Raw genomic sequence first — 25,268 nt, forward strand, 5'->3', positions numbered from 1 at the left:
CCCGGTTGGGCTGTTGTGGGGCTATGCCCCGATCCGCGCACCGCTTTCAGCTTCAAAGAGGTGACAGATGTCTTTCGGCACCGAGAACGAGACGCTTTCGCCGATCTCGGCGCGGAATGCTTTGTCGGCTTTCACGGACACCAGCGCCCCACCGACGCGGACCGAGATCATGGTCGCATCGCCCAGCAGTTCGAGCGTATAGATCGGAGCCGTAATTTCGCCCTGCCCTTCGGCAAGACCCGCGTCTTCGGCCCGGAAACCCAAGGTCAGGGGACCGTCGGGGGCTTCGACCGGAATCTGGACGTGCTCGGCGCGGAACACACCGTCCGACACCTTTCCGTCCATGAGGTTCATCGCCGGGGAACCGATAAAGCTGGCGACAAACGTATTGGCAGGCCGGTCGTAAATCTCGGTCGGGCTGCCGACCTGCTGAACCACGCCTTGCTTCATGACGACGACGCGGTCGGCCAGCGTCATCGCCTCGATCTGGTCGTGGGTCACATAGATCGTCGTCACCGCCAGTTCGTGGCTGAGGTTTTTGATCTGCGCCCGCGTCGATACCCGCAGCTTGGCGTCCAGATTGGACAACGGTTCATCCATCAGGAACACGTTGGGTTCACGGACGATGGCGCGGGCCAGCGCCACACGCTGACGCTGTCCACCCGACAGTTCGGCAGGTTTGCGATGCAGGAAGTCATCCAATTCTACCATCGCGCTGGCCCGGCGGACTTTTTCGTCATGGGTCGAGGGATCAATCCCGCGCACTTTCAGAGGAAAGCGGATGTTCTCGTAGACGTTCATATTCGGATAGAGCGCATAGCTTTGGAACACCATCGCCACGTCCCGGTCCTTTGGCTCTAGGTCGTTCACGACATTTCCGTCGATCAGAATGTCCCCTTCGGTGACATCCTCGAGCCCGGCGATCATACGCATGGTCGTGGTCTTGCCGCACCCAGATGGGCCGAGAAGAACAAGGAACTCTCTGTCTGCGATGGTCAGATCGAAATTGTGGACCCCAACGAAAGAGCCCCAGCGCTTGCCAACATTGCGCAGCTGAATTTCCGCCATGATCCCCCCGAGAAAGATTCGCTTGCATACGTTTGCAAAAATGTAATCGGCGCATATCATTTCTGGCAAGACTTTTTTGCATACGTATGCAAGACTGCGCTGACAATTCGACTCATGTCGGAATCTTTGCGCCCCTAAGACACTGACTTGAAAGGCAAAAGCTTTGAACTTCCAGGCCGAAAAAAATCTTGTCTGCGCGTTCCATTCCGCGATTGAAGCTGATCTGCCCAATGCCATGAACCAATTCTGCGCCCCAGACATGCTGTGGCGTGGCTTTCATCCATTCAACGAAATCACCGGGGCAGAAAGCGTTGCCCGACAGTTTTGGCAGCCGCTCAAACACAGCCTGACCCGTTTGCAGAACCGGGTCGATATTCTGTTTGCTGGACAGAATTCGCTGTGTGACGAGGACGAGGTTTGGGTCGCTTGCATGGGGCATCTGATGGGTCTGTTCGACCGACCTTGGCTGGGCATTCGACCCACTGGTAAAATGGCCTTTCTGCGGTATTGCGCCTTCTACAAGGTGGTGAACAACACGATCACGGAAACGGCGATGTATTTCGACATCCCGCACTTGATGGCGCAGGCTGGCCAAAACCCGTTTCCCCCACAGACCGCAGCGCATTTGGTACAGCCCGGACCGATGCCGCATGACGGTGTGCTGCTTGACCCTCAGCCGCCGGAAGAAGGCCAAAAGACGCTGGCCTTGATAAACGCGATGATCTCGGATCTGGGTCAATGGAACAGCGGCTTGTCGCTAGAGGATGAGCTTGCCAGAACATGGCATGACGACATGATCTGGTGGGGTCCCGAGGGGATCGGTGCGACCTATACGATTGAACGATACGCCAAACAGCACTCAGGCCCGTTTCGCGCAGGCTTTACCGATAGATCCAAAACCAACCATATCTGCCGTATGGCTGAGGGGATGTATGGCGGCTTCTTCGGCTGGCCGAACTTCACGGCTGTACCGTCAGGCGGGTTCATGGGGATGCCAGCCACCGGCAAACCGGGTGAGTTCAGAGTCATCGACATCTACAGGCGCGCTGGTGACAAGCTTGCCGAGAACTGGATTTTTATTGACCTTCTGCATTTCTGGCGTGGACAGGGGGTCGATATCTTGACCCGCACCACAGGGATCGAAACTCCATGAAGATCGACGCGCATCACCATCTGTGGGATCTATCTGCCGTCACGTACCCTTGGCTGATGGAGAAAGGTGCGGTCCGTTTCTTCGGAGATCCTACCCCGATCCAGCGCGACTACCTCTTGCCGGAATTCCGCACCGATGCCGCAGCGCAAGGTATGACCGCTTCGGTCCACATCCAGGTTGGCGCGGCCGACCCCTGGGCCGAGGCGCAATGGGTGCAATCCGTGGCCGACCAATATCCTGATTGGCCCTTGGTGCAAGTGGCCTTCTGTGACCTCACCGCAGCGAACGCGGAGGAACAGCTTGATCAACTTCAAACCCTTCCGACGGTACGCGGCGTTCGCCAAATTATCGGGCGGGCACCGGGCGAAGATGCAAAAACGGGGACCAACGCAGTTCTGAGAAATCCAAGATTTCTGGCCAACCTACAGCAATTGGGCGAGCGCAACCTTTCCTTTGACCTTCAATTACTGCCTGAACTGATGGAACAAACCGCCGACGTGCTGAAACAGGCACCTCATACACAGGTCGCATTGTGTCATGCAGGTTCGCCCTATGACCGCACCACCGAAGGGTTGCGGCAATGGAAGAACGCCCTCCGAGCCTTGTCGAGCTTGCCTCAGGTGCACTGCAAACTCTCTGGCCTCGGGATGTTCGATCATGACTGGAGCGCGGAAAGTGTTCAGCCGATCGTCGATGCTTGTTTGTCGCAGTTTGGGGGCGAGCGCTGCATGTTCGGCTCAAACTTTCCGGTCGACAGCCTGTCTTCGACCTACGAAGCCCTTGTTTCCCGGTATCTGAGTATTATTCCGACCGAAATGCAGCCCGACGTGTTTTGCGAAACGGTAAAACGGTTTTATCGGCTTCAGGCATAGCTGGGGAACGGTATCAAGCGTTCGTCGCCCGGATCAATCAAGGACCAGTTCAAAGCGTCCAGGTGAACCCCGTCGCCTGTTCAGACACACCCCACAGCTTTGCCATCACCGTCTTGTCGTAAGCGTGGGAATGCAGCGTGCCCTTGCCGACGGGACCAACAAATTCCAAAAGACCGGTCGGGCCATACAGCGCACGCTGTTCCAGACCATCCTCGGTCGCGCACATGACTTCGGGCCAAGAGCCTTTCTCGGCCGATTGCACGATAGGTAGAACGGACATAACGCCAAACATTATCCGCGTCTTCAGATCAGCGCTGGTTTGGACGAGAGAGGTGCGCGAGGCACCGGGATGGCAAACAAAGACCTCAACTTCGGTTCTTCCAGCGGCCGCAAGCCGATCCTGCAATTCGTAGGCAAACATCATCTGGGCCAGCTTGCTCTGACAATAGGTCCGGTTCTGATGATAGTTCTCGTCCCAGTTCATATCGTCGAACTGGATGGTCTTGATACCCATGTTGTAGCCAAGGCTACTGACCACCACGATCCGGCCCCTGGACGCTTGTATCCCCTCGAATAGAAGCCCGCACAGAAGGAAGTGACCGTAATGGTTCGTCCCCAGCATGCTCTCGTGCCCGTCGTCGGTAAATTGCTGCGTTGGCACTTGGGCGATGGCGGCGTTGCAAATCAGGGCGTCGATATGTGGAACGGTTCCCAAAACTTCCGCCGCGGCTTCACGCACACTGGCGAAAGAGGCAAGGTCCATGCGGACAAAGGTGACATCGGCGCCAATTCCAAACTCAGTTTTTAGTTCCGTGATAGCGGCTTGTGACTTTTCCACCGAACGGTTCAGCATCACAACCTTGGCGCCCTTCTTCAGCAGCGTGCGTGCGGCCTGAAATCCCGCGCCCGCGTTCGCTCCGGTAATGAGGTAGGTTTTCCCCTCGAGGTTCCCGAGGCGCTCTGGGGTCCAACCTTTGGGGCCAAATGTCGTGTCCGTCATGCTCTTGTTCCTTATGGCGTCTGTGTCGTGTGCGCTTGCGTCCATCCTGGAGTTGCAAATAAATCTCCTCCATTAACCTTAACAGACGAGATCGTCGCACTTTCTTGCCTGATTGTATCAAAGTGGTTGCCAAAGCCAATTCGAGGCACCTAGTGTCCGTCATGAGCAAAGACCAGATCAAGCAACTTATCGAAGACCGAACCGTACAAGACGGCCTGACGGATACCGGCATCGACGGCGTGCGCCTGTTTCGAGCCACGCAAGCCATTCCGTGCGCTCCGGCGGTCTACGAACCCTGCGTTGTGGCCATTTTGACCGGCGCAAAAGAAGCCGTACTGGATGGCCGCAGATACCTCTATGACAACAGCCAATACCTGTGCTGTCCGTTGTCGCTGCCAGTCAAGGCTGGCACGCCCGCCGCGTCGCCGGAAAATCCTCTCTATGGCGTTTTGATCTCTTTAAACCCGCGAATAATGTCCCAACTGGCGATGGAAATGGAAAATGCCGGAGCTGCCCTACCCGCGGCCAACGGCGCAGTGAGATCGCAAGGGATCAGACTTGCGAGGTGGGATGACAGTTTCACCCAAGCGTTGCTGCGGCTGCTGCAACTTGGAACCAGCCAGATGGATACGGCGGTCCTTGGGGATGCGCGACTGCGCGAGCTGTATTACGCGATCCTGAAAGGCGAAGCAGGCATCTTCGCCAGACGGGCCTTTGGGGCTGGCAATGCCATTGCGCGGTCTATTGCGCATGTCTCGTCCCATTTGGACACCCCGATTTCAATCGATGATATGGCGACCCTGGCAGGCATGAGCCGCGCGGCGTTTCATCGAAAGTTCAAACAAGTCACCACAATGGCTCCAATCCAATTCGTAAAGTCGATGCGCCTGAACAATGCAGCAATGAAGATTGCAGCGGGCACGCCTGTAGCAGAGGCGGCGATGGACGTGGGCTATGTCAGCCCTTCTCAGTTTAGTCGTGAGTTTAAACGAATGTATGGGCAGTCGCCCAGGCAATGGGGCAATGCCCAGAAAATTCCGATTGAAGTTGCCTGAGGAGACAACGGGCAGTTTGAACGCCGAATTCTATGGAGAAAACCTGCGCAGCACCTCACCTTCCGTTCTACCCCGCGGACACCCAAGTCAAGGGCTACGGCGTGCCGGTCAAAGTCAGCAGAAATGCGAGTAGATCTGCGATCTCGTGTTCGGACAAGGTAAGTTCAGAAAGTATGGCCTCGCCGTCAGCATGCAGCCTTTCGGTATCAATTTCGCTGTAGTGCCGGATCACCGCTTCCAAGTCGATCTGACTGCCGTCGTGCATATAGGGCGGAGTTTCGGCCACACCCCGCAGGCTTGGCGTACGAAAGGTTCCAAAATCAGAATGACGCCTGCGCACACTGCGAACCGCCCATGCGCCTTGCTTGGCCGGATCGTCGTTCCATTCCCCGTCCAGCGTGTAAGCGCTTGAGAATAAAAAGTTCAAACCACCAAACCGCCCCTCATCCACTTCGGTGTCGCTTAGAAAATAAGGCACACCGGCGTCGTGAAATTCATTGTTGGAAAATGTCGGACCATTGTGGCAAAGGGCACATTTTCCGCGCCCCAAAAAGAGCTTCAGACCCCTCTGAGCAGCTTCGGGATAATTCCCAGCCGCCGCCAGATCACCGCGTTCCAACGCATCGCGAAAACCGTCAAATTGTGTCCGCTCGGTTCTGAGCGTCTCTAGATAAGCCGATAGAGATTTAGCAGTGTTGACCAAAACCAGCTCGGGGTCTTGGCTTTTGATACTGCCAAAAACGGCCTCAAAATCGGCAACATAAGAACTCTCGGAAATGGCCGCTTTTAGACTTTCGTTGCTATGAGCCATCTCTTGTTCTTCGATGATCGGATGCAGGCTGGCAGCCCAGAGACTGTCGCTTTTGCCGCCCCAACCGTACCAGCGCAAACCTGCAAGGTTTCTCAGGGATGGGGAGTTCCGATCCAACAGGACACGGCCGAGCGCCCGCGCCTCGGACGTGCTAAATGCCTGTTCGGGGTCATGACAACTCGCGCAGGAAAAAGCGCCGTCTACCGACAACACGGGATCGTTGAACAAGGCCGCGCCGAGCGCAATCGCACTGGAGTCACCTGAAACTCGATTGCTGGGGTCTGGCTGATATGTGGGTGGCCACGGCCCGAAGGAAAGCGTTTGCTGTATTTCATCTTCGGACAACAGAACTTCTGAGTGCACCGCGACCGGAAGCGACACTAGCACGGCTGCGGCCCAGAGCTTCATTTTAGCGTGATCTCTGACGTGTAGGACACCGATCGCCCACTAAACTCAACGTCGGTCTGCAATTCCCACAGACCCGGCATGTGAAATAGCAAACCATCGACCCGGAACAGTCCGTCACCCAATGCCGAAACTTCGGGAGCGTAATTCAATCCGTGCTGGTGCGCGGGCATGAATGCATCAACACGCACCTCATGGACCGTGGCTTCAGCGCAGACTGAAATCTGAACGGAAAACGGTTGAGCCAACGGAATTTCGCCGACATCCACATAAACCTCGGGTGCATTTGGGGCTTGCGAACCCATGCGTTGCCCCACAGCGTCACAAGCAATTGCTGCGCCGGGGGAAGCAATAAGCCAGACAACCCAGCGGATCATTCTGATGCCAGCAAACGTTCTGCGTTGGCATACGCGATGTTGTCTGCGATCCGATCCGGCAGCAGATCCAACCATTCACGCGAAAAATCTGCGTGAGGGCTGACATAGTACCAACGTTCCGGCGCAAATGTGTCCGTACCAACCATGAACCGGTCGGGATGCGCCTCGAACGCGGCCTTCCAATCCGGGTCTAAACGGCCGCGCGAAACCATATCCGACCGAAAAGCCAAGTCTGCCCAAAGCCTGGGATATGTATCCAAAGCATCAACCACGCGGGTCGGATCATCAAAGCCAGAGTGCGCCCACAAAACCCGAGCGTCTGGCCAGGTTTGGAAGATCAGATCAACAGCCTCGCGATCGCCGTGGTGGTGCAAAATCAGGTTCCTTTCTTTCGCCAGCGCGATCATATGTTGGATAACCGGCGTTTTTATATCGTCGCCGTATGCGTGAAACTCTCCGATAGCTTCGTATTCGTTCCTGGCCAGATTTGCCTCCAGATAGTTGATGACAGTTTCGTCGTGCATCCATGTGTTGATTTCACCGCGGCGACGATAAGGGCGAAGTGCCGGAACAACGATTTCCGGGGCAGCCGCCAATAACAGTTGAGTTCCATTGTCGTCCGAGCTGGAAACCAGTGCTTTTCTCACGCCTGCGTCCTGAAGGATTTTGGCCACTTGTTCCGGTGGAACCAGCTTTACGGCATCATGGCTGTAATGAATATGCGCATCGAAGATTGGTCGCTCGTCAGCAATCGCCGCGCCGCAGAACAGCGCGGCACCTATGATGAAGGTATGTCTCAGCACCTCAAACATCCTCAACACCTATCAGGATTTGGCAAGCCTCACGTCGAAAGTCACGTGTAAGAAGGGTTCGGTTATCTTTCCAGAAAGCTCCATTCCATCGGGAAATTCCGAAGCTGGTCGTTCCACATAGGTCATCACCAGATCGTCCCGAACGCCAAACACCGTATCCTGATCCAGATAGGGATCGTCGTCGGGGAAAATCTCGGTCACCAAAGATCGATGGCCGGGTGCTTTGACGATGTAATGCAGGTGCGACGGTCGCCACGGATGGCGGCCACATGCCCGCAGAATATCCCCGACAGGCCCATCTGACGGCACGGTGTACTCGACTGGTTTCACGGTGGTGAACGCGTACCGACCATCTTCACCAGTGGTCATCAGACCATGGAAAGAATACGTGTCCTGTTCTTCATCCTGACTGGCATAAAGGCCATTCGGTGCCGTTTGCCAGATATCAAGCTCGGCCCCGGCAATCGGATTGCCTTCGGTATCGCGAATAACGCCCTCTGCAAGCAGCACCGGCCCGCCGTAGTCGCGTTTCATGTCGCCACCGATCGGCAAAGCAGGCGCGCCAGAGACGTGAAACGGGCCCAATACGGACGAGCTGGTCGCATCCGGGCTGGAATGCAGCATATCCACCAGCGACGACAATCCCAGCACGTCCGAGGCCAGCACGAATTCATGCCGGTCCTCTGTTTCCACTGCGGCACACCCTTCCAGAAACGCGATTCCGGCGCGCCATTCTTCATGCGTCAGGTTGGTTTCTCGGGCAAAGTCATGCAGGTGCTTGACCAGAGACCCCATGATTTCTCGCATCCTCGGATCGGTGTCCTTGGACAAGTATCCCATGAACACGTCGGTGATATTGTCTTTGGTGACAGAGCGCATCTGGGTCTCCTTAAATCAGGGCAAGGCTGAGGATCGGGAATTCGATCAGAATGAACAGGACGATCAGCATAACAAACGCAAAGGGCAGCGCGCCCATGAACACGTCCTTGAGTGATATCCGGTCATCGTTAATCGTGGATTTGATAACAAAGCAGGAAATACCCAAAGGTGGCGTCAAAAGCCCGATTTCAGCACCGACAACGGTGATGATGCCAAACCAGATCAGCGACATATCAAGGGCTTCGGCCATGGGCAGGAACAGCGGGACCACGATCAGAATGATTGATGCCGTGTCCAGCAATGTTCCCAGAAACAACATCAGCAGGACGTAAAGCAGCATGATCGTCCAGAAGGACGCCGAATTCCCCGCAAGCAAGTCCTGCAACTGATTGGGCAACCCAGCCAGCCCCAGCATCCGGCTATAGATCGAAGCCGCAGTGATCAGGAACAGGATCGCCGCTGTAATGTGGCCGGTTTCCAGCAGGGCGTCCCAGAAGGCTCTGGGCGTCATGGATTTGCGTGCCACAGCGATGATAAGCGCCACCAGCGCTCCGGCTGCACCGGCCTCGACTGCGGTTAGCCACCCTGTGTAAATCCCGCCGAGCACGACTGTGATAATGAACAGTGTCGGCAAGGTTTTCGACGCGACCTCACGGCCGGACATCCATTCAGTGTCTTCCACGACCCGACCGCCGACAAAAGCTGGCGTAAAACGGCCCATAACCCAGATCGCGGCGACGTAGGCAATGGCCAGCATGATCCCCGGAATAACGCCTGCCAGGAACATATCGCCCACGGATTGTTCGGCGACAAAGGAATAGATGATCAGCATGGCCGAAGGCGGGATGATCATACCCAAGACCGAAGACCCGGCGACCACCCCAACAGCAAAACGCGGGTTGTAAGCCTGCGCCATCATCTGAGGAACCGAGACTTTTGTGAACACGGAAGCGGAGGCTATTGAAGACCCGGTTACGGCTGCAAAGACGGCGTTGGCTCCGACGGTTGCCATGCCGATGCCGCCTTTGACCTTGCGAAACCGCATGGTCATGACTTCGTAGATGTCCTTGCCCAACCCGGCCTTCGAGACAATGAGCCCCATAAAAGTGAACAACGGAATGGTCGCGAAACTGTACTCCATCGCGCTGTCGCCCACCGCCACTTTCAGCAGGTTCAGCGCAAGTGTGAAGTTGTCCCGCATCAGCCAGATCGACACGAACGACACGACGCCCAGCGCGATCGGAATGTAGACGCCTGCGTAAATCAGGAAAACGATTGCAACGACCGAGATCAGGCCAATCTCGATCGGAGTCATTCTGCGGCCTCGTCATGCTCGGGGGTGCGGACAAGTTGCGGGCGGTCCTGCGCCGTGACGACCTTGAGCAGGAAGATCACGCAAGCAAGCGCAGTCCCGCACGCGATGACCAATTTGACCGGCCACCAGGGTAATGTGAAAAGACCGGGCACTCCGAAATAGTCCTGTGTCTCCCACATATGCAGGAATTCCGGGAAGGTCACATAGGCGATCAATCCCATGAAGATCGCCGAGATCGCATTGATGATCCGCCTGAGGTTGGCCGTCAGGCCGGGGCGACGATGGTGCATCAGGTTCAGGAACCCGTCTGACCGTGTCAGCCGGTCCACCCTGACCACGTCGGCCAACTGCAGGAAAACGATCATCACGACCGAGAACTGAACCATCTCATAGGTTCCACGCAACGGGGCCGAAAACAGGCCGCGCGCTATGACGTCGACATTCAGGATGACCACCAACGCAAGGACGACGAGCGTGCCCAATGCGTTGGCAGCTATAGCGAGCGAATTGGCGACCCGCGACAGGCCAGCAACTGCGGTCTTCAGCATGAAAGGCCCCTTTCTCGGGTCGCCGGGTGGTTACTCGACCGTCCAGTCACGCACTCCGGTGAACCCGGCATCCTGAAGCTTGCCGAGATAGGCGGCCAAAATCTCGTCGCCTTGCTCGCCGTTTTCATTCAGCGTGGCGGCCCATTCCTGGGCGACATTTGGCATTGCGTTGGCCCAAGCCGCGCGATCTTCGTCCGAAACTTCGACAATCGTCCCGCCTGCTTCGGTATAAGCATCCCTTGAGGCCGCGGCGCGGTCCATGGCGATGCCGGCCACATGATCACGATAGTCAATGGCGACGGCTTTCAGAACGTCTTTGACTTCGTCGGGCAGCTTTGCCCAATAGTCCGAATTCACCGTGATCGTCTTGGAATTCACGGCACCCAAGTCAGCCTTAAGCATGTAAGGCGCGACCTCGGCGATTTTGAAGGTCTTGGCGGCTTCGGGCCAGAGCATCGCACAATCCACCAAGCCAGTTTGCAGCATGTTGTAGAAATCGGTCAGGCCACCGCGAACTCCGGCCGCGTCTTTGATACCTTCAAGATAACGCAGGTTTAACCCGGCCCCAGCCACTTTGCGGCCTTCCAGATCAGAGACAGTTGAAACCGGTTCCGTGCAGAAGACCTGATAGGTGTCGAGAACGACACCCGTTGCCAGATAGACCTGATTTTGCGCGGCAAACTCGTTTTGCATCGCCGGGAATTCACGTGCTATTTCATCCACGGCCTTGGCAACGGCACGGGAATCCGATGCCACAAAAGGCGTCGAGCCGGAAATACCCTGACTTGGCAGCTTGGAGGAATGGAAGATCGTTGTGACGATGCCGATGTCGCCAAGGCCAAGCTGTATCCCCTCCAGAACGCCCTTTGGCTTTACGATCGAACCGCCATAGTTCTCTTGCCAGTTCATCTTATAGTTGCCGGACTCGGCCAGCCGTTTGTCCACTTCTGGAATGAAGAAGTTGGTGAATTCCTTCACCCACAGGGCGCGGTCGGGGTAGCCATCTATCACCACCGCGGAGATGGTTTCTTCTGCGGCAACGGGCAGCGCCATAACGCCAGCTAAAGCGGCGCCCATTAGACTGCGTTTGGTCCAGTTTTTCATTTCTCTCCTCCCAGAAAGTCGGGTCTTTTTTATTTGTTTGCTTTGACCCAGTTGACGGTCAGGTCGGTGCCTGCCGCTTCAAACAGTTTTGCGATGGCGCAATATTTGGCTGTTTCCTCACCCACGCGTGTCAGCTCCTCCTGACTGGCGGGGGTTTCACAATTCACGGTGAGTTCAATTTCCGGAAACGGAACATCAATCTCCTCTTCCATCAGGACACCGCGCCGGTCCAACCTGCATTTCGCGTCGATTGTCACTGTGCCAAGATCAATTCCCAGACGGTGCGCATTCTTGTGCCCGATGACGTTGGTACAGGCGATCAGCGCTGCCATCGCGGTTTCAGTCGGAGACGGACCAAGATTTGTCCCGCCCCGCTCGACAGGTTCGTCGATAACCACATCCAGATCGCGTATTGGAATCTCAGTGCGCGCGTGTGTCGGGCACCGAGCTGTCGTGCGGTAAGTCACGACGGGTTTCACTTTCATACCCACGGCAGCGCCTCCTCATGCATAAGAACAAACCTTTTCAAACGGAAATCGCGGAAGTTTGTGGAACAAACCTGTTTCATCCGCGTAGCCCAGATTGCAAAGAAAGTTCGACCTGAGCGTCGTGCCCGCAAAGAATTCCTCGTCGACGATCTTGTTTGAAAAGCCCGACATGGCACCAACGTCCAACCCTACGGCCCGCGCTGCGATCATGAAGTAGGCACCCTGCAGAGTCCCATTGCGAAACGCAGTATCGGCCACGTATTCGGGATTATCCACGAACAGGGGTCGACGATCCTCGTGCGGGAAAAGAAAGGGCAGCTCTTTCCAGAACTCCATGTCATACGAAATGATGGCAGTAACCGGTGCGTCCATCATTTTCGGCACGTTCTTTGGCTTCAAAGACTTGGCAAGCCGCTCTTTACCCTCGGCACTTTTGACGAAAACAAAGCGGGCTGGCAGCGTGTTCATGCTGGTCGCGCCGTTGATCGTGATGTCGTATATCTCTTCAAGCAATTCGTCAGAAACTGGCTGGTCGGTCCATGCGTAGTGCGACCTGGATTCGCGCAGGATCAGGGCGATCGCGTCATCCGTCAAACGGGGAATACGCTCGCGCAGATCGCGATGATCTTGCTGCGCCTTGGCGCGAAGTGCCTCTAATTCTGCCCCGGTTGGTGCACTCATGCTGCGGCCACCTTTGACTTGGCATCCTTTTCGTCGATGACCGGGCTGGCGCATATGCCGATGCCTTCAATCTCGACCTCGACGGTTTCACCCGGCTTCAACCAACGTGGATTGGGTTTTTTGGCGTGGCCAACACCCGGCGGCGTCCCCAACGCAATCAGATCACCGGGCTCGAGAGTGGTATATTCCGAGATCGTCGCGATGACCTGTGGAACCCCCCAGATCATGTTGGCGGTGTTCGAGCTTTGCAGGATTTCGTCCCCTACGCGGCTTTCGATTTTCAGGCCGGACGCTCCTTCGGGCAGGTCGTCGGGCGTTACGGTGAAAGGACCGATCGCGCCCGTGTCATCGAAGTTTTTGCCGGGCGTCCATTGAACGGTCTTGCGCTGATAGTCCCGCAGCGAACCGTCGTTGAACACGGTGTAGCCAAAGACATAATCCAGCGCGTCCGCTTCCGAGATATGACGGCCACGTTTTCCAACGATCAGCATAAGCTCGGCTTCGTAGTCGAGTTTCTCGGAACAGGCTGGCCGCACCATTGGCTGCCCCGCCGCCATGATCGAGTTTTTCCCACGCATGAAAAGTGTCGGATACTCCGGTATGTCATAGCCGCCTTCCTTGATGTGGTCGGTATAGTTCAACCCCATGCAAATAATCGTGCCGGGTGCCGCCACGGGCAAGGCTGGCACAATGGAAGACACAGCCACAGGGTCTGCAGCGGCGATTTTGTCAGCCAGTGAGTCGGCCAGTTCCGGGTTGGCTATCAAACCCATCAAGTCGAAACCGACGGCGGGGTCCAAAGCCGTTAAATTCACAGCGTTTTCACCGCTCACGGCAAAAACCGCAGTGCCTTCCGAAGTCTCTCCCACCAGGTATTTCATTTTCACCATCCATGTCAGTTCGCTTGATTTTTGCCGACTATTTTGTCATATGTCAAATAATATCGATATTTTTAGGAGGACGGCAATGGTTGCTTGGGCAGATTACAAATCAGAAGCGAAAGGCCGGGGCGCACTTGCTTTAGAGCTTTACGTCGCGCACAGCACGCCTGCCAAAGCGCCGGAAGACGTAAAGGCATCCCTTCCAGATCACTTGGCATATCAGGCACAGCTTGAACGTTCCGGGCAGTTGGCCTTTGCCGGGCCGATGTCGGATGAAACCGGCGAGCATATGCAGGGGATGGGCCTCATCATCTATAGGGCCGACAGTCTCGAAGCCGCCAGAAAACTGGCAGAAGATGACCCGATGCACAAAAGCGGGGCGCGCAGCTTTGTACTTCGGCGATGGATGATAAACGAAGGCTCATTGAACATCTCAGTCGGGCTCTCGACTGGAACGAACGCTCTCAGCTAAGGGCCCCAGAAGATTGCGCCACGAAGAAGGGAAAGCCAGATATGGACGCCATGCTTGACACCGAGGGCAAAGAGACTTCCGCCACTCATGGTGCGTATCGAAGGCTGCGCGAAATGATCCTGACTGGCGAGCTGCCACCCGGTCAAAAGCTCAAGATCGAGCAGCTCCGCGGGCTGCTAGACACTGGCGCAAGCCCGGTTCGCGAAGCACTAAGCCTTTTGACCTCGGACATGCTGGTGGAACGAATTGACCAGCGCGGCTTCAGGGCGGCACCGGTGAGCAAGTGCAACTTCGAGGAAATCCTTTTGTTGCGATGCAATCTTGAAGAAACCGCGTTGCGCGCGTCCATCGCCAATGCAGACTCAGCCTGGGAAGACAGGCTTGTTTTGCGTCACCACCACATGAAAAAGGCGGGCCAAAAAGGGGCACACGACTTTGAAGACGCACACAAGGCGTTTCATATGGCCTTGTTGGACAATGCGAAACTGCCGTTGCTGTTGCGGTATTGTTCGCAGCTTTACGACCTGAACATCCGCTATCGTTATCTGGCGGCTGGTGGGTCGAGTTACAAAAAGCGCGATATCAACGCAGAGCATCAGGAAATTCTGGACGCGGCACTGGATCGCGACGCAGAAAGCGCAACACGGCATTTGATCGATCACTACCGTCGAACTGGTGAGTATCTGAGCAGTCAGATGGAGCCCTGAAATGCAGCGGAACTGGTTTCTGGGCGACCTGCTCGATCAGTTGTTCGACCGCCCCGGAAAAAAGCGAGGCAAAGACGACAAGCGATCCATATCAGAGCTGTGTGAAGCACTCTTGTCTGCAGAAGGTGAAGTATCGGGTTTCGTGCTCGCCTCCACGATCCTGGATCGATACCAGACCTTGGACGGCCCCGAAAAACTGGACTTCTTCGCCTATTTGAATGACCAGCTTGAGTTGGACGCGGATCAACTTTCTGAAACGGCGCGCCGCTATGCCAAAGATAAAAGCGTCGATCTGTATAAAAGGCTTAGCGAGGCCGCCGAACCCCGACGGCAAGAATTGCTGCGCCGGCTGAATCAACCCTCAGGCGCAACGCAAGAGCTTGTGGCAATGCGCGTCGACCTGTTGCGTTTTCTCAAGTCCAACCCCGAACTCAGGCGCACAGATATAGATTTCGTGCATTTGCTGCGAAGCTGGTTCAACCGGGGTTTTCTGGTCCTCAAACAGATCAGTTGGGATACACCAGCCCGCGTTCTGGACAAGATCGTGGCGTATGAGGCGGTTCATCAGATTAACGATCTGGACGACTTGCGGCGCAGGCTTTACCCGCCCGACCGTCGCTGTTTTGCGTTTTTTCATCCCTCGATGCCGGATGAGCCGCTGATTTTTGTCGAAGTTGCTTTGACGGCTGAAATTCCGAACGCGATTGATGTGCTTTTGTCCCAAGTCCGAGAACCGATCGAACCCGAACAGGCAAAAGTCGCGGCATTCTATTCCATTTCAAACTGCCAGAAGGGTCTAACGGGCATCAGCTTTGGAAACCTGTTGATCAAGCAGGTTGTGACGGAACTCTCGCGAGAGCTGCCGGGGCTTGATACATTTGTGACCTTGTCCCCGATCCCGGGTATGAACCGGTGGTTGGCTGGCGAAACAGGGCACCCCGAGCATGGGCATGCCGCCAAAGCCGTACTTGCGGGAACAGCCTTTGCACAGGACGTGCGGGCGATGGCCGCCCGATACCTGTTATTCGCCAAGCGCGAAGATGGAATGCCGCTGGATCCCGTGGCCCGTTTTCATCTGGGCAACGGTGCCGAGCTTCACGAACTGCATGCCCAGGCCGACCTGTCGCAGAACGGACGATCCCAATCTGGCGGCGCAATGGTCAACTACCTCTACGATTTGAAAAAGACAGAACGTCACCACGAAGAATTTGCGGCACATGCCACAATCGAAGCCTCGCGTTCCGTGCGCGCGGCTTCAACCGCAGCACTTGCGGCCAGACCAGAGGAAAATACAGCGTGACCAACACTCTCTACGACAGCTTGTTTGCCCACCACGCGGGAAACAAGGCTCCCTTCCTGCAACTCGATGACGGACAGGTGATGTCATATGATGCGTTTCTGAAACGCGCCGCACAGATCGCGCATGTTTTGCAGAACAGCGGAGTTTCCCCAGGAGATCGCGTCGTTGTGCAGGCCCCAAAGCTGGCTGATACACTGGCGCTATACGCTGCTGCGGTTCAGGCGGGCGCAGTCTACCTGCCGCTTAATACCGCTTACACGTTAGCAGAATTGGACTATTTCATCTCTGATGCCCAACCAGCCATGATCGTCTGCGACGGCACCAACGAAACTGAGATCGGAAAACTGGCGGTCTGTTATGGCGCAAAACTGCGGACCCTCGGCGGCGATACTTCGAGTCTGAGCCGCGAGGCTGACGCACAGCCCCACGAGTTTGAAACCGTGGATCGCGCCCCGGACGACCTTGCAGCCTTGCTGTATACGTCGGGAACCACGGGTCGTTCTAAGGGCGCAATGCTGAGCCATCAGAACCTTTTGTCGAATGCCCAAACTCTCGTGGAATTGTGGGGCATCACAAGCGACGACCGCTTGATTCACGCGCTGCCGATCTTTCACACGCACGGACTTTTCGTAGCGATGAATACGTCGCTGCTCGCCGGCGCCAAAGTTCGGCTGATGGAAAAGTTCGACGCAAGCGCGATCGTGGAGGAATTGCCCAAGTCGACCCTTTTGATGGGTGTCCCAACTTTCTACACCAGATTGCTGGAAGATGACGGTTTCACCAAACAGATCACACGGGGCATGCGCCTGTTCATTTCCGGTTCAGCCCCATTGCTGGCAGAAACCCATCAGGCGTTTGAAACGCGCACAGGCCACCGCATCCTAGAGCGCTATGGCATGACAGAAACAAACATGAACACCTCGACCCCCTATGATGGCGAACGCCGCGCTGGAACTGTTGGCATGGCTCTGCCCGGCACCGAGGTGATTGTGACCAACCCCGAAACAGGAGAAACACTGCCCCAGGGCGATGTAGGAATGATCGAAATACGTGGACCCAATGTATTCAAAGGCTATTGGCAGATGCCCGAGAAAACGGCGGAAGAACTACGTGACAACGGCTTTTTCATAACCGGTGATTTGGGCCAATACAGCGCGGATGGCTACCTGTCGATTGTGGGTCGGTCGAAGGATCTGATCATCACCGGTGGGTACAATGTCTACCCCAAGGAAATTGAAGACGTCCTGAACGACATCGATGGCGTTTTGGAATCAGCCGTTTTCGGAATTCCCGATAGCGACTTCGGCGAAGCGATCATTGCCACTCTGGTTCCCGAGCCCGGTGCGAAACTTGACGTGGAACAGATTGCTGGGACCGTCAAAGGTAAGCTGTCGCGTTTCAAACATCCGCGCCGCTATGAACTCGCCTCGGAACTGCCGCGCAATACTATGGGAAAGGTACAAAAGAACCTGCTGCGCAACCAGCACACGCAGAAGGCACCTGCACCGGCCGTGTCCTAGCGGGGCCAGGTTCCCCAAGGGACACCTCCTTGCTCTTTACCCCATAGAATACAGGCCAAAACAACAAAACGAACCGACGTATCAATCAGCCCGTGAACTTTTTTCTGGGAATTCACGTGTCATTATATAAGCTGATTTGATTGGTTGAAATTAAGCAATTGTCTCATGTGGTCGGCCGCGCAGGATCCTTTTCCAAGCGTCAAGGTGCCGAAGGAGTAACGAATGTTTGGAGTAACTATCGCCGGCAAGAGAGTCGATTGGCGCGAAATCAGGCGCGCGTTCGGTTCGGCACTTCTGATCGCCATAGTCGTGATAATCGTTGCAGGGGCTTTTTTCTTAGCATTGAACTTGGCAAGTGCCGTCACCGACGACGCGAAGCTCAGAATAAAGGTCGCAGAAGCGATTGAAGAAGGGAATTTGACTGCGGTGCACCGGTTGCTCAACAACCGGGAAAGAGGCGTGTTTCAAGACAATGATTGCCTCATCTTGTCAATGGCGCTGAACGCTCATGGAACCGCGTTGGAGAGGGCAGTATCACCATTTGGGCGCCCGCTTATCGAAGGCCGCGAGACAGTCGAGGACAATCCTCTGATAGAGGTAGTTTGCGGTCGTTTGATGGACCAGGTCGTAAACGGGAACGAAGAGTCATACCGCTTTGTACCTTACCATAGGTACATGCACGGTGGGCGCGCCTTGGCCGAGCTTGTCGTGCCTCTGGTCGGCGTTCAGGGTTTTCGCAATCTATTGCTGACGGCCAACTCTCTGACACTGCTGTTGGTGGCCGTGATCACACTAGTCCGCGCAAGCCGACCAGACATACCGGCACCGGCTCGATCGATAAATCTTGGGCTGTGCCTGATGTCAGTATTGCTGCTCACCCTGTCCGGCGTTCAATACTTCGGAATGTCGCTGTCAATCGGACCGGCTGACCTGTTCGTTCACCTTCTATTTCTTGCAATAGTCTCGTTCGGGGCGATTGCCTGCCGGCGCGACACGTATTTGGCTATCATTGGGATCGCAGCAGCAGTCATTATCTATTTTGAGTTTCTGACAGGTCAAATTCCATTGGGCGTGGCTTTTGTCATACTGCTCCCTTTCTTCTGCCTGACCTCTGATGAAGATGTCCCTGAGGCCGTACTCAGAAGCGTTCTGGGGACGTTTGTTTTCTGCACGATCTGTCTGGGCCTCATGCTTGCGAAATACGGGGTCACTGCCCTTGTGTTCGGACCTGAGGTCTGGAGCAATATCTTCGACCAACTGGAAGAAAGAACTTCGCTGGGAGAGTTTTCATTATTTGAAGTTTTCGCACGACTGGCCTACCGAACCCATCATATCGCCTACGGCTCGACCGTGCTGGGCCTGGCTTACTTGGTTTTGGCGATTGGGCTCTTTTTCCATTGCTTTTGGCGTGACCTGCAAAGCGGAACTATCTATCGCCAGTATCGTGCGTTCGGACTGCTTGCGGCTGCGCTGAGCATACTTGTTTGGTACCTGGCATTCTCAAGTCACAGCGCTATTCATTCGTGGTTCATGATCAGGCCGATCGGTCTGTTCGCAGCGATGGCCTGTTCTTACAAGATCCTGGAAATCAGCTCGCCGACCAACAGTAATCGCGCCGCACGTGCGACGAACTTGGCGGAATATGAAAGCACCTCTTAATTCAGCCGTGAGTATCGCCGCATATTCGGATTGTTTTCACCGCATTAGTTGGACTGCTTGTTCGGGGCCAAGCCAAGATGGTTGGTCGCAGGTCGTCGTCATGGATGCCCAGCCGCGATCCTGCGCTGAGGCCAAAATGCTGGTCATGACTTCAACAACATGGGTCGCCATCTCAAGGCTGCACCGGTGTGGACGGTTTTCCTGAATAGCCTGAGCCATTTCCGCGAGGCCTGCGCAACGATAGTTGGCACGGTGCACCCCGGATCCATCCGAACCATTTGCTACAGAAAATGGATGATTGTTGTCTGGTACTTGTGTGATTTCGCCCTGCGCCATTGACATCAACACCTCGCCACCAAAAAAATTTGGGTCCGGAATGAACAAAGAGCCGCTGGTGCCGTATAACTCCATATTGTCGTGGCGATGCGCCCAGACGTCCCAACTTGCCCCAAATGTGATCAAAGCGCCGTTTTCGAACTCCAGGAGCGCGTGAACGTTTGTTGGGATCTCGACCGGAACCATTTCACCCAATCGTGGTCCATTGCCGATCTCGCGTTCAGCAAAGCTTGCCGAAGCCATGGCCGTCACGGCTTTAACCGGGCCAATCAACTGCACAAGATTGGAGATGTAGTAAGGGCCGAGGTCGAGGATTGGGCCGCCGCCTGGTTGAAAAAAGAAGTCCGGGTTCGGGTGCCAGGACTCCATTCCATGCGACATGACATGGCATGTGCCGCCGATGATCTCGCCCACCTCGCCGCTGTCGATTGCCGCACGGGCCGCCTGATGGGCACCGCCCAGGAAAGTGTCCGGCGCTGATCCGATCCGCAGATTTCGTTCTTGCGCCATTTTCCGCAGTGTTTCAGCTTCCTCAAGGGTCAATACAAACGGTTTTTCCGAATAGGCGTGCTTGCCATTTTCGAGGATCGACGTTGTGACACTGAAATGCGCGGCTGGAATCGTGAGATTGAGGATGATGTCGATATCGTCGGCTGCCAGCAGACCTTCGACCGTATCCGCGCGGACGCCGAACTCTTGAGCCCGGTCCTGCGCGGTTTCCATGTTCAGGTCCGCGACTGCCCGGATTTCAATATAGTTGAACAAAGGCGCAAGATTCAGATAGGCGGTCGAGATGTTGCCGCACCCGATTATTCCGACACCATATACCTGCATCGCGTTCTTCCTCAGAATGATTGAACAGTTGCGAGTGACCGTTGAGCCATCCGCTTGTGATCATTGGGATTATCGTGCTCGATCACGTAACGTCGCACGAGAGCAGCATCCATCGCCCGCTTGATCGCAGGCCAGTCCATCGTGCCATAGCCAACATCTGCCCAGCCGTCTTCGTCCGCGTTTTCTCCTACCGGAGCGATGTCCTTCACGTGCACTGCGACCAGCCGTCCTGAGTATTTTTCAATCCATTGGACTGGGTCCTCGCCGCTGAATTTTACCCAAGCGAGATCAAGTTCGATCTGGATATCCTCTGAGGCCGCGGCAATCAGATCTAGAGGTGTCTGACCGTCGACGGGCACCATTTCGAAGTCGTGGTTGTGCCAGGCAAAGCCAAGACCTGCGTTCAAGACAGGTTTGCTAGCAGAAACAAGACGCTCGCCAAATTCCTTCCACCCCTGCGCCGAGGATGGACGATTTTCGGGTGCCACAAACGGGATGACAATTGTTTGAATGCCGATTTTTTTTGCAACGTCGATCACACGATCAGGGTCGGTTTCGACCAAATCCAAGGCAAAATGTGCCGTCGGCATGGTCAGGCCATAGGCGTCGAGCAGGGATTTTGTCTTTTCAACATCATCAAAGTATGGACCGAAACCTTCGACCTCATTGATCCCCAGATCCGCGAGCATGGCAAAGGTTTCCTCCACGTCCCAGTTGCGCGAAGAATAAAGCTGATAGGAGATGGCAGGCATAACTCAATCCTTTGATTGTCTGACTGTTTCAATGATGGCGGACGCTTTTGGCTCACAGCCGCAGTTCGGATTTGGTGTCGAAGAGCGAGGCCTTTGATAGATCGAGCCCGAGCTGCAGTTTTTCGCCCACCGCGATCTTGGCCTGCCCATCCATACGGACGCGGAACGGGCTACCGGCAATTTCGCAGTCGACGAGTGTATCTGATCCTGTAGGCTCGATAAGGCTGACCGAAACATCTGTCTGGAAAGGGGCTTTGCCGACCAGTTCGCCGGTGATGACGTGTTCGGGACGGATCCCCAAAGTCGCAGGACCTGTCGCCGGGCCAGCGGAGAATTCGTACCCCGATAGTGGGATCGAAAGGTTGCCCGTTTCAAAAGCGCCGTCTTTGATGTGGCCTTCCAGAAAGTTCATTGACGGTGATCCAATGAAGTCAGCCACGTATTTGTTTACAGGGCGACCATAGATTTCTTCCGGTGATGCCAGTTGCATGATCTGACCGCCGCGCATAATCGCAATACGATCCGCAAGCGTCATGGCTTCGATTTGGTCGTGGGTTACGTAGATCATCGTATTTCCAAGGTTCTGGTGCAAACGCTTGATCTCGACACGCAGGTCCGCGCGCAATTTGGCATCCAGATTCGACAGCGGCTCATCGAACAAAAAAACGTCGACGTCCCGCACCAATGCGCGCCCTATGGCAACTCTTTGACGCTGGCCTCCCGACAGAGCGGCCGGTTTGCGTTTAAGCAAGGATTCGATTTGCAGGATCTCTGCTGCACGTTTGATGCGGGCTGCTATTTCGGCTTTAGGCAGCTTGGCGTTTTTCAGACCAAATGACAGGTTTCCCTCGACCGTCATTTGAGGATAGAGCGCATAGGATTGAAAAACCATGCCGATACCGCGCTCGGAAGGTTCCGCCCATGTCACGTTCTCGTCGTTGATAAAGAGCTGACCTGCGGTCACGTCAAGCAGGCCGGCGATACAGTTTAACAGCGTGGATTTTCCGCAACCGGACGAGCCGAGAAGCACTAGAAACTCGCCTTTGCCGATTTCCAGATTGAGGTTTTGCAGCACTTTGACCGAACCGAACGCCAGATCAAGATTTTTGATTTCAACTGAGTTGCTCATGAGGGTTTACCCTTTGACAGCGCCGGCCGCGATACCGCGGACGAAGAGTTTGCCGGAGACAAAATAGATGGTCAGCGGAACAAGGCCTGTAATTATGGTCGCGGCCATATTGACGTTGTATTCCTTCACGCCTTGCGTGGAATTGACGATGTTATTGAGTTGTACCGTCATCGGGTAAGTATCCGGGCCGGTGTAGACTACGCCAAACAGGAAGTCATTCCAGATGCCTGTGACCTGCAGGATCACGGCGACGGTGAAAATGGGCACAGACATCGGCAGCATGATGCGAAAGTAGATGCGCCAGAACCCAGCACCATCGACGCGAGCGGCTTTGAACAACTCTTCCGGCAACGAGGTAAAGTAGTTGCGGAACAGCAGGGTCAGAATGGGCATGCCAAAGATCGTGTGGACAATGACCAACCCGGTGAGTGATCCATAAAGACCGACTTCTCGCAACATGATGACGATCGGATAGAGCATCACCTGATAGGGAATGAAGGCGCCAAATATCAGGATGGTGAAGAATGCGTTTGCACCTTTGAAACGCCAGTTCGCCAAGGCATACCCGTTCACCGATGCGACGACGATCGAAATTAGGACTGAAGGGATCGTTATTCTGACTGAATTCCAGAAGCCGACCTTCAAGCCTTCACAGTTCAAGCCCGTACAGGCTTCGGACCAAGCCTTGACCCAGGGCTCGAATGTGACTTCGAGCGGCGGGGCAAAAATGTTCCCGACGCGTATTTCCGGCATTCCCTTCAGTGACGTGACGACCATGATGTAGAGGGGCAGCGCGTAGTAGAGTGCAGCGACGAGCAAGGTACCATAGAGAAAGATGTTTCTCCGCGAAAGCATCTTGGTGGGTTTGGGCCCCTGCGGCCCCTCGAGCGTCGTAGACATGACATCAACCATGTTTCTTCCCTCCTCCGAACTCGAGGATGGCCCAAGGGATGACGACAAGGGCCACTGTGAGCAGCATCATGGTCGAGGCAGCGAAGCCCTGACCAAGGTTGCTGGCGCCAAACATCATGTCGTAGACGTATTTGGCGGGAACTTCGGTGGCGATACCGGGGCCGCCGCTGGTTTGCGCGACGATCAAGTCATATAGCTTGACGATGCCGGTTACTGTCAGAACCAATGTCGTTATAAACACCGGGCGCATCATGGGAATGACGATGAACAGATAAGTTTTCCATGCGGGAATGCCGTCCACGCGTGCGGCTTTCCAGACATCCTGATCTATCCCGCGCAATCCAGCGAGCATGAGGACCATAACCAGCCCGCTGCCTTGCCAGAGCCCGGCAATCAGGACACCGAATATGGCGATTTCCGGGTTGTAAAGCGGGTCGAATTCGAAGCTTTGCCACCCCATTCCCCTGACGATGGCTTCGATGCCGAATTCAGGGTTCAGTATCCATTGCCAAACCAACCCTGTGACGACAAAACTCAGGGCATAGGGGTAAAGGATGACGGTGCGGATGGTGTTTTCAAAACGTATTTTCTGATCGATCAGCGCCGCGAGGATGAACCCGATCACGAACACCAGAGCGAGCATACAAAAGCCATAAATTGCAAGATTCTCGATCGCAACCAGCCACTTTTTCGTACCCCAGAGGCGGTCGTATTGATCAAGGCCAACCCAATTCAGCCGCGGCAGCAATCCCGAACTGGTGAAGCTGTAAACCACTGTCCAGGCTGTCCCACCAACGAACACAAACAGAGCGGTAACGATCATGGGGATCGAGGCTATTTTTGCGTTCAGGTTGCGGAACAGTTGGTTTGGGCGTTGCGAAGCCATCTGCTCCCCCTCCCTTCAACTGTTGGTGTCGGATTGCGGGCAAGTGAGCCCGCAATCCACTGTCAGTATTTATTCAGCCCGACCGATGATCTTGACGAATTCTTTCTGCGCATCTTCGGGTGTCATCGACGCATCCGCAAAGAACTCTGTGAACAGCGTTTTCAGCTGATCGTTGGTGTCTGGCGTGATCAACTGGTTCACGTCGGGCAACAGCGCGCCCGCCTTGAGCAAATCGAGGCCTTTCGCCATGCAGTCATTGGCCGCGTCCAGGTTTACGTCACCGCGCACAGGGAGCGACCCCTTCTTGAGGTTGAAGGCCACTTGCGTTTCGGGATCGAGCATCAGTTTAGCCAGCTCGGTTTGCGCGGCGATCTGGGCTTCGTCCGAGAGAACAGGGAAGTAGAATGCATCTCCGCCTGTTGAAAGACGCGGATTCATGCCCAGCCCAGGAAGGCAACTGTAATCCTCGCCAGCGGTAACGTTTGCGACTGCCATTTCACCCTGCGCCCAATCCCCCATGATCTGGCCACCGGCTTCGCCTTTGATGACCAGCGCAGTCGCGTCGTTCCAATTCTGAACCGTTGAGTTGGCGGCCATTGACCGCGCATCGGCAGCAGCTTTGAAGACGCTGGCGACTTCGGCACCACCAGCAACATCCGTATTCTTGTCACCGTATACGCTGTTATAAACTTCACTTGGCAAGAGGCTTGCGATCAGAACACTGAACGCACCGGCCTGCTGCCAGCCCTGCTGACCCATGGCCATGGGGATCTTGCCCGCGGCTTCGAGCGCGGAGGCCGAGCCTACGAATTCAGTCCAATTTGTCGGGATGGGAACACCTGCATCTTCGTATGCCTTGTGGCTGACCCAGAGCCACTGCCAGGAGTGAATGTTGACAGGCGCGCAGTAGATGCGGCCATCAACAGTGCAGGAAGCCAGTAGAGAAGGCGGGTTTACCAGATCCGTCCAGCCTTCTGCTTCGGCAATGTCGGTGATGTCACGGAGCAGGCCCGCTTCGATCAGCTCTTCAGCCTGCCTGCCATGATTGAACTGAAACGCGCCCATCGGATCTCCGCCAACAATACGGCTTATCATGACCGGCCTTGCGTTGTCGCCGCCCGCGATGGCTGCATCGACCCAGGTGTTGCCTGTTGCGTTGAACGCGTTCGCGATTTCCTTGACCGCCTCGGCCTCACCGCCCGACGTCCACCAATGCATCACTTCCAATTCAGTTGCCGACGCGCTTGTCGCCACAACAAGCGCTGTTGCCGAGAGCAGATATTTTATCCGCTTCATGTCATCCTCCCTTACT

26 protein-coding genes are annotated in these 25,268 nt (G+C 55.4%); 8 read left to right on the forward strand and 18 right to left on the reverse strand.

Annotated features, from left to right (window positions below):
- Positions 1–21: 21 nt before the first annotated feature.
- Positions 22–1,068: an ABC transporter ATP-binding protein gene (locus tag ACR0LH_RS14010; RefSeq protein WP_480721445.1), complete on the reverse strand. Its 1,047-nt coding sequence runs from the start codon at positions 1,066–1,068 to the stop codon at positions 22–24.
- A gap of 163 nt (positions 1,069–1,231) precedes the next feature.
- On the opposite strand from ACR0LH_RS14010, the gene ACR0LH_RS14015 reads away from it, so the two are divergent.
- Complete coding sequence (locus ACR0LH_RS14015; protein ID WP_480721446.1) at positions 1,232–2,221, forward strand: ester cyclase; 990 nt, start codon at positions 1,232–1,234, stop codon at positions 2,219–2,221.
- Positions 2,218–3,093, forward strand: coding sequence for an amidohydrolase family protein (locus ACR0LH_RS14020; RefSeq protein WP_480721448.1), 876 nt, complete (start codon positions 2,218–2,220; stop codon positions 3,091–3,093). Before ACR0LH_RS14015 ends, ACR0LH_RS14020 begins: the two co-directional genes overlap by 4 nt.
- Before the next feature lie 49 nt (positions 3,094–3,142).
- Here ACR0LH_RS14020 and ACR0LH_RS14025 read toward each other — a convergent pair whose 3' ends face one another.
- Entirely contained in the window at positions 3,143–4,093 is a 951-nt protein-coding gene (locus tag ACR0LH_RS14025; RefSeq protein WP_480721449.1) for an SDR family oxidoreductase, read from the reverse strand.
- A gap of 161 nt (positions 4,094–4,254) precedes the next feature.
- On the opposite strand from ACR0LH_RS14025, the gene ACR0LH_RS14030 reads away from it, so the two are divergent.
- Positions 4,255–5,148, forward strand: coding sequence for an AraC family transcriptional regulator (locus ACR0LH_RS14030; RefSeq protein WP_480721450.1), 894 nt, complete (start codon positions 4,255–4,257; stop codon positions 5,146–5,148).
- Between the two features lie 94 nt (positions 5,149–5,242).
- Here ACR0LH_RS14030 and ACR0LH_RS14035 read toward each other — a convergent pair whose 3' ends face one another.
- From ACR0LH_RS14035 to ACR0LH_RS14080, 10 genes are all read right to left on the reverse strand, one after another.
- The gene (locus tag ACR0LH_RS14035) at positions 5,243–6,367 is read right to left on the reverse strand and encodes a cytochrome-c peroxidase (protein WP_480721452.1); all 1,125 of its coding nucleotides are present in this window, start codon (positions 6,365–6,367) and stop codon (positions 5,243–5,245) included.
- Positions 6,364–6,669 (reverse strand): hypothetical protein, encoded by a 306-nt coding sequence (locus tag ACR0LH_RS14040; RefSeq protein ID WP_480721453.1) that lies wholly within the window; start codon positions 6,667–6,669, stop codon positions 6,364–6,366. Before ACR0LH_RS14040 ends, ACR0LH_RS14035 begins: the two co-directional genes overlap by 4 nt.
- 68 nt (positions 6,670–6,737) lie before the next feature.
- Complete coding sequence (locus ACR0LH_RS14045; RefSeq protein ID WP_480721454.1) at positions 6,738–7,553, reverse strand: amidohydrolase family protein; 816 nt, start codon at positions 7,551–7,553, stop codon at positions 6,738–6,740.
- Positions 7,554–7,565: 12 nt separating this feature from the next.
- Positions 7,566–8,432 carry a dioxygenase family protein gene (locus ACR0LH_RS14050; protein ID WP_480721456.1) on the reverse strand — a complete coding sequence of 289 codons (867 nt, stop codon included), beginning with the start codon at positions 8,430–8,432 and terminating at the stop codon, positions 7,566–7,568.
- Positions 8,433–8,442: 10 nt separating this feature from the next.
- Complete coding sequence (locus tag ACR0LH_RS14055) at positions 8,443–9,747, reverse strand: TRAP transporter large permease (protein WP_170385124.1); 1,305 nt, start codon at positions 9,745–9,747, stop codon at positions 8,443–8,445.
- Positions 9,744–10,295, reverse strand: coding sequence for a TRAP transporter small permease subunit (locus ACR0LH_RS14060; RefSeq protein ID WP_170385122.1), 552 nt, complete (start codon positions 10,293–10,295; stop codon positions 9,744–9,746). The genes ACR0LH_RS14055 and ACR0LH_RS14060 overlap by 4 nt, the downstream gene beginning before the upstream one ends.
- Before the next feature lie 30 nt (positions 10,296–10,325).
- Positions 10,326–11,399, reverse strand: a complete 1,074-nt coding sequence (locus tag ACR0LH_RS14065; RefSeq protein ID WP_170485576.1) for a C4-dicarboxylate TRAP transporter substrate-binding protein — start codon at positions 11,397–11,399, stop codon at positions 10,326–10,328.
- 29 nt (positions 11,400–11,428) lie between these two features.
- Positions 11,429–11,884, reverse strand: coding sequence for an OsmC family protein (locus ACR0LH_RS14070; protein WP_170416674.1), 456 nt, complete (start codon positions 11,882–11,884; stop codon positions 11,429–11,431).
- Positions 11,885–11,902: 18 nt separating this feature from the next.
- Positions 11,903–12,568, reverse strand: coding sequence for a malonic semialdehyde reductase (locus ACR0LH_RS14075; protein WP_480721457.1), 666 nt, complete (start codon positions 12,566–12,568; stop codon positions 11,903–11,905).
- Complete coding sequence (locus ACR0LH_RS14080) at positions 12,565–13,449, reverse strand: fumarylacetoacetate hydrolase family protein (RefSeq protein WP_480721459.1); 885 nt, start codon at positions 13,447–13,449, stop codon at positions 12,565–12,567. Before ACR0LH_RS14080 ends, ACR0LH_RS14075 begins: the two co-directional genes overlap by 4 nt.
- Before the next feature lie 85 nt (positions 13,450–13,534).
- On the opposite strand from ACR0LH_RS14080, the gene ACR0LH_RS14085 reads away from it, so the two are divergent.
- The 5 genes from ACR0LH_RS14085 to ACR0LH_RS14105 all read left to right on the forward strand — a co-directional run bounded on the left by ACR0LH_RS14085 (position 13,535) and on the right by ACR0LH_RS14105 (position 19,107).
- Positions 13,535–13,921 carry a YciI family protein gene (locus ACR0LH_RS14085; RefSeq protein ID WP_480721460.1) on the forward strand — a complete coding sequence of 129 codons (387 nt, stop codon included), beginning with the start codon at positions 13,535–13,537 and terminating at the stop codon, positions 13,919–13,921.
- A 41-nt stretch (positions 13,922–13,962) separates the two neighbouring features.
- Positions 13,963–14,628 (forward strand): GntR family transcriptional regulator, encoded by a 666-nt coding sequence (locus ACR0LH_RS14090; RefSeq protein WP_170385104.1) that lies wholly within the window; start codon positions 13,963–13,965, stop codon positions 14,626–14,628.
- Between the two features lies 1 nt (position 14,629).
- Positions 14,630–15,928: a malonyl-CoA decarboxylase gene (locus tag ACR0LH_RS14095; RefSeq protein ID WP_480721462.1), complete on the forward strand. Its 1,299-nt coding sequence runs from the start codon at positions 14,630–14,632 to the stop codon at positions 15,926–15,928.
- The gene (locus ACR0LH_RS14100; protein WP_480721464.1) at positions 15,925–17,448 is read left to right on the forward strand and encodes a malonate--CoA ligase; all 1,524 of its coding nucleotides are present in this window, start codon (positions 15,925–15,927) and stop codon (positions 17,446–17,448) included. Before ACR0LH_RS14095 ends, ACR0LH_RS14100 begins: the two co-directional genes overlap by 4 nt.
- Positions 17,449–17,670: 222 nt before the next feature.
- Positions 17,671–19,107, forward strand: coding sequence for a hypothetical protein (locus ACR0LH_RS14105; protein WP_480721465.1), 1,437 nt, complete (start codon positions 17,671–17,673; stop codon positions 19,105–19,107).
- 36 nt (positions 19,108–19,143) lie between these two features.
- Here ACR0LH_RS14105 and ACR0LH_RS14110 read toward each other — a convergent pair whose 3' ends face one another.
- From ACR0LH_RS14110 to ACR0LH_RS14135, 6 genes are all read right to left on the reverse strand, one after another.
- Complete coding sequence (locus tag ACR0LH_RS14110) at positions 19,144–20,277, reverse strand: Gfo/Idh/MocA family protein (RefSeq protein WP_171240538.1); 1,134 nt, start codon at positions 20,275–20,277, stop codon at positions 19,144–19,146.
- Between the two features lie 11 nt (positions 20,278–20,288).
- Positions 20,289–21,029, reverse strand: a complete 741-nt coding sequence (locus ACR0LH_RS14115; RefSeq protein ID WP_170387240.1) for a sugar phosphate isomerase/epimerase family protein — start codon at positions 21,027–21,029, stop codon at positions 20,289–20,291.
- Between the two features lie 52 nt (positions 21,030–21,081).
- Entirely contained in the window at positions 21,082–22,158 is a 1,077-nt protein-coding gene (locus ACR0LH_RS14120; RefSeq protein ID WP_170620711.1) for an ABC transporter ATP-binding protein, read from the reverse strand.
- A 6-nt stretch (positions 22,159–22,164) separates the two neighbouring features.
- The gene (locus ACR0LH_RS14125) at positions 22,165–23,070 is read right to left on the reverse strand and encodes a carbohydrate ABC transporter permease (protein ID WP_170387236.1); all 906 of its coding nucleotides are present in this window, start codon (positions 23,068–23,070) and stop codon (positions 22,165–22,167) included.
- Positions 23,063–23,956, reverse strand: coding sequence for a carbohydrate ABC transporter permease (locus tag ACR0LH_RS14130; RefSeq protein ID WP_170387234.1), 894 nt, complete (start codon positions 23,954–23,956; stop codon positions 23,063–23,065). The genes ACR0LH_RS14125 and ACR0LH_RS14130 overlap by 8 nt, the downstream gene beginning before the upstream one ends.
- Before the next feature lie 69 nt (positions 23,957–24,025).
- A complete protein-coding gene (locus tag ACR0LH_RS14135) occupies positions 24,026–25,252 on the reverse strand; it encodes an ABC transporter substrate-binding protein (RefSeq protein WP_170387233.1) in 1,227 nt (408 codons plus the stop codon).
- Between the last annotated feature and the right edge of the window lie 16 nt (positions 25,253–25,268).

Source organism: Ruegeria sp. CL6 (assembly GCF_056536465.1).

Coding starts and splice junctions, on each gene's coding strand:
- ACR0LH_RS14090 (WP_170385104.1), top strand. CDS start 13,963: ATGGACGCCATGCTTGACACCGAGGGCAAAGAGACTTCCGCCACTCAT.
- ACR0LH_RS14065 (WP_170485576.1), bottom strand. CDS start 11,399: ATGAAAAACTGGACCAAACGCAGTCTAATGGGCGCCGCTTTAGCTGGC.
- ACR0LH_RS14050 (WP_480721456.1), bottom strand. CDS start 8,432: ATGCGCTCTGTCACCAAAGACAATATCACCGACGTGTTCATGGGATAC.
- ACR0LH_RS14025 (WP_480721449.1), bottom strand. CDS start 4,093: ATGACGGACACGACATTTGGCCCCAAAGGTTGGACCCCAGAGCGCCTC.
- ACR0LH_RS14030 (WP_480721450.1), top strand. CDS start 4,255: ATGAGCAAAGACCAGATCAAGCAACTTATCGAAGACCGAACCGTACAA.
- ACR0LH_RS14020 (WP_480721448.1), top strand. CDS start 2,218: ATGAAGATCGACGCGCATCACCATCTGTGGGATCTATCTGCCGTCACG.
- ACR0LH_RS14075 (WP_480721457.1), bottom strand. CDS start 12,568: ATGAGTGCACCAACCGGGGCAGAATTAGAGGCACTTCGCGCCAAGGCG.
- ACR0LH_RS14135 (WP_170387233.1), bottom strand. CDS start 25,252: ATGAAGCGGATAAAATATCTGCTCTCGGCAACAGCGCTTGTTGTGGCG.
- ACR0LH_RS14040 (WP_480721453.1), bottom strand. CDS start 6,669: ATGGGTTCGCAAGCCCCAAATGCACCCGAGGTTTATGTGGATGTCGGC.
- ACR0LH_RS14085 (WP_480721460.1), top strand. CDS start 13,535: ATGGTTGCTTGGGCAGATTACAAATCAGAAGCGAAAGGCCGGGGCGCA.
- ACR0LH_RS14125 (WP_170387236.1), bottom strand. CDS start 23,070: ATGGTTGATGTCATGTCTACGACGCTCGAGGGGCCGCAGGGGCCCAAA.
- ACR0LH_RS14010 (WP_480721445.1), bottom strand. CDS start 1,068: ATGGCGGAAATTCAGCTGCGCAATGTTGGCAAGCGCTGGGGCTCTTTC.
- ACR0LH_RS14115 (WP_170387240.1), bottom strand. CDS start 21,029: ATGCCTGCCATCTCCTATCAGCTTTATTCTTCGCGCAACTGGGACGTG.
- ACR0LH_RS14080 (WP_480721459.1), bottom strand. CDS start 13,449: ATGAAATACCTGGTGGGAGAGACTTCGGAAGGCACTGCGGTTTTTGCC.
- ACR0LH_RS14060 (WP_170385122.1), bottom strand. CDS start 10,295: ATGCTGAAGACCGCAGTTGCTGGCCTGTCGCGGGTCGCCAATTCGCTC.
- ACR0LH_RS14095 (WP_480721462.1), top strand. CDS start 14,630: ATGCAGCGGAACTGGTTTCTGGGCGACCTGCTCGATCAGTTGTTCGAC.
- ACR0LH_RS14105 (WP_480721465.1), top strand. CDS start 17,671: ATGTTTGGAGTAACTATCGCCGGCAAGAGAGTCGATTGGCGCGAAATC.
- ACR0LH_RS14120 (WP_170620711.1), bottom strand. CDS start 22,158: ATGAGCAACTCAGTTGAAATCAAAAATCTTGATCTGGCGTTCGGTTCG.
- ACR0LH_RS14070 (WP_170416674.1), bottom strand. CDS start 11,884: ATGAAAGTGAAACCCGTCGTGACTTACCGCACGACAGCTCGGTGCCCG.
- ACR0LH_RS14035 (WP_480721452.1), bottom strand. CDS start 6,367: ATGAAGCTCTGGGCCGCAGCCGTGCTAGTGTCGCTTCCGGTCGCGGTG.
- ACR0LH_RS14130 (WP_170387234.1), bottom strand. CDS start 23,956: ATGGCTTCGCAACGCCCAAACCAACTGTTCCGCAACCTGAACGCAAAA.
- ACR0LH_RS14055 (WP_170385124.1), bottom strand. CDS start 9,747: ATGACTCCGATCGAGATTGGCCTGATCTCGGTCGTTGCAATCGTTTTC.
- ACR0LH_RS14110 (WP_171240538.1), bottom strand. CDS start 20,277: ATGCAGGTATATGGTGTCGGAATAATCGGGTGCGGCAACATCTCGACC.
- ACR0LH_RS14045 (WP_480721454.1), bottom strand. CDS start 7,553: ATGTTTGAGGTGCTGAGACATACCTTCATCATAGGTGCCGCGCTGTTC.